1 protein-coding gene and 1 pseudogene are annotated in these 2,102 nt (G+C 70.4%); both read left to right on the forward strand.

What is annotated here, in order from left to right; genetic code table 11:
* Window positions 1–87: 87 nt before the first annotated feature.
* Window positions 88–471, forward strand: a pseudogene (locus tag ACFVWD_RS58140) (DUF5987 family protein); the annotation flags it as partial.
* Window positions 468–2,102 (forward strand): FAD-dependent oxidoreductase (locus ACFVWD_RS58145; protein ID WP_389607268.1); only part of this gene is annotated, 1,635 nt, incomplete at its 3' end. The pseudogene ACFVWD_RS58140 and the gene ACFVWD_RS58145, both read left to right, overlap by 4 nt.

Consider the following 2,102-nt stretch of genomic DNA (forward strand, 5'->3'; position numbering starts at 1 on the left):
GGTGCGCTATTTCAGCCGGGTCGAGGAGGAGCCGGTCGACCAGGTACCCGACACGGCGGCCTCGCTGCTGCCGCGCCCGGATGAGCTGAGGGTCTGGACGACCTGGTGCGCCTGGTCAACGAGCATGCCCTGGCCTACGCGGCGGAGCGGGGTCTGGCCCCGGATCCGACGGTGCCGCCCTTCGTGGCGCTGGAGTACCCGGACCGGGCCGCCCTGATCCAGCGGCTGACGACGCCGGGCCACCCCGAGAAGGAGTTCTGGGTACTGCTCTCCCTCTTCTGCAACATGGCCTTCGACTCGGCCGCGCACCTCAACACGGCGCAGGCGATGGCCGACGGGCATCCGGGACTGGAGGCCATGGGCCTGAGCACGCCGGACGCCGACGGCCTGTGGCGATTCCAGGATTACAGCTACGGGCGCGAGTTCGCCCGCCTCCACCCCGACACCACGTCCACCGGGAGCCCCGCATGAGCACCACGGCCGAGCGCACGGACGTCCTCGTCATCGGCAGCGGATTCGGCGGCGCGATCGCCGCGTACCACCTGGCGGCGGGGGGCGCGGACGTCACCGTCCTGGAACGCGGTCCGTGGCTGGAGAGCAAGGAGTTCGAGCACGACTACAAGCTCGGCTCCTCCTACACCAGGGCGTTCGACTTCACGGTCGGGGACGGCATGAGCATCCTCGGCGGGAACTGCGTGGGCGGCGGCAGCGTCGTCTACTTCGCCGCGATGCCCCGCGCCCCGCGCTTCGTCTTCGACCGGCAGGGGTCCATAGGACGCCGGATGTGGCCGCAGGCAGTGAGCCGCGACACCCTGGACCCCTGGTACGACCGGGTCGAGGAATCCCTCTCCGTCACCCGGCAGGACTGGAACGACGTGAGTTACGCCGGCGGGCTCTGGGCCGCGGCGTGCAACCACGCCGGTCGCACCGCCAACCCCCTCGCCGTCGCCATCGACAACACCAAGTGCGTGAACTGCAACTGGATGATGGCCGGCTGCCGTTTCGAGGCCAAGCAGTCCCTTCTGGTCAACTACCTGCCCGCCGCCATCGCCCATGGGGCGCGCATCCGGCCGCTGCACGAGGTGCAGTACCTCACGCGCACCCCCGAGGGCTCCTACCGGGTGCACTACAACGTCGTGCACGACGACGACTACCGCCTGCAGGCGGGCAGCGGCGTCATCGAGGCGAAGATCGTGGTCATGGCGGCCGGCGCGGGCGCGACCCCGGTGATCCTCCAGCGCAGCGAGGCCCACCTGGGCACGATGCCCCGAGCGGTCGGCCGCTACTTCTCCGGCAACGGCGAGCGGCTCAACACCGCCATCATCGACGAGGCGAAGGCGGCCGAGCTGTTCGGTCTGGACCGGGGCGACGGGCTGGCCTACGCGGCCAACCAGATCGGCAAGGGCCCCACCGTGGCCAGCTGGGACAGGCTGGACGGTTCGCTGCCCGAGTACTCCCGCTACTCGCTGGAGCAGCTCTACTTCCCGCCGGGCCTCGGCACGATCCTCGCCCAGGTGCCCGGCGCCACCGGCCCCTCCTGGTTCGGCAAGGAGAAGAAGGAGATCCTGAAGCAGTGGACCTCCTGGCTCACGATCTTCACGATGATCGAGGACGACAACGAGGGCGTCTTCGGACCGCCTCCCGCCACGGGCAACGCCCACCGCATCTCCCAGCAGATGCTGGGCCGGGGCAACCTGCGCTACGAACCGACGAAGAACACCCTGGGCGCCTGGGCCGCGTCCGACGCCGAGGTCAAGGAGATCCTGGAGAAGGACGGCCTGGCCAAGGTCATGCCGTGGACCAACGACCTGGTCGGCGCGTACACCGTCCATCCGCTCGCCTCCTGCCGGATGGGCGACGACCCGCACACCTCCGCCCTGGACGACAGCAACGAACTCCGCGACCACCCGGGCATCTTCGTCACCGACGGCTCGTCGGTGCCCGGCGCGCTGACGGTCAACCCCGCGATGACCATCGCGGCGCTCGCCGAACGCGCGATGCCGGGGATCGTGCGCGCCGCGCAGAGCCGGGGCGTCTCCGTCACCTACGGCGCACCGGCCCCCGACGGTTCCGCGAGCGGCCGTAACAAGGTCCTCCCGCTG

The organism is Streptomyces sp. NPDC058086 (assembly GCF_042885015.1).
GTDB lineage: Bacteria > Actinomycetota > Actinomycetes > Streptomycetales > Streptomycetaceae > Streptomyces.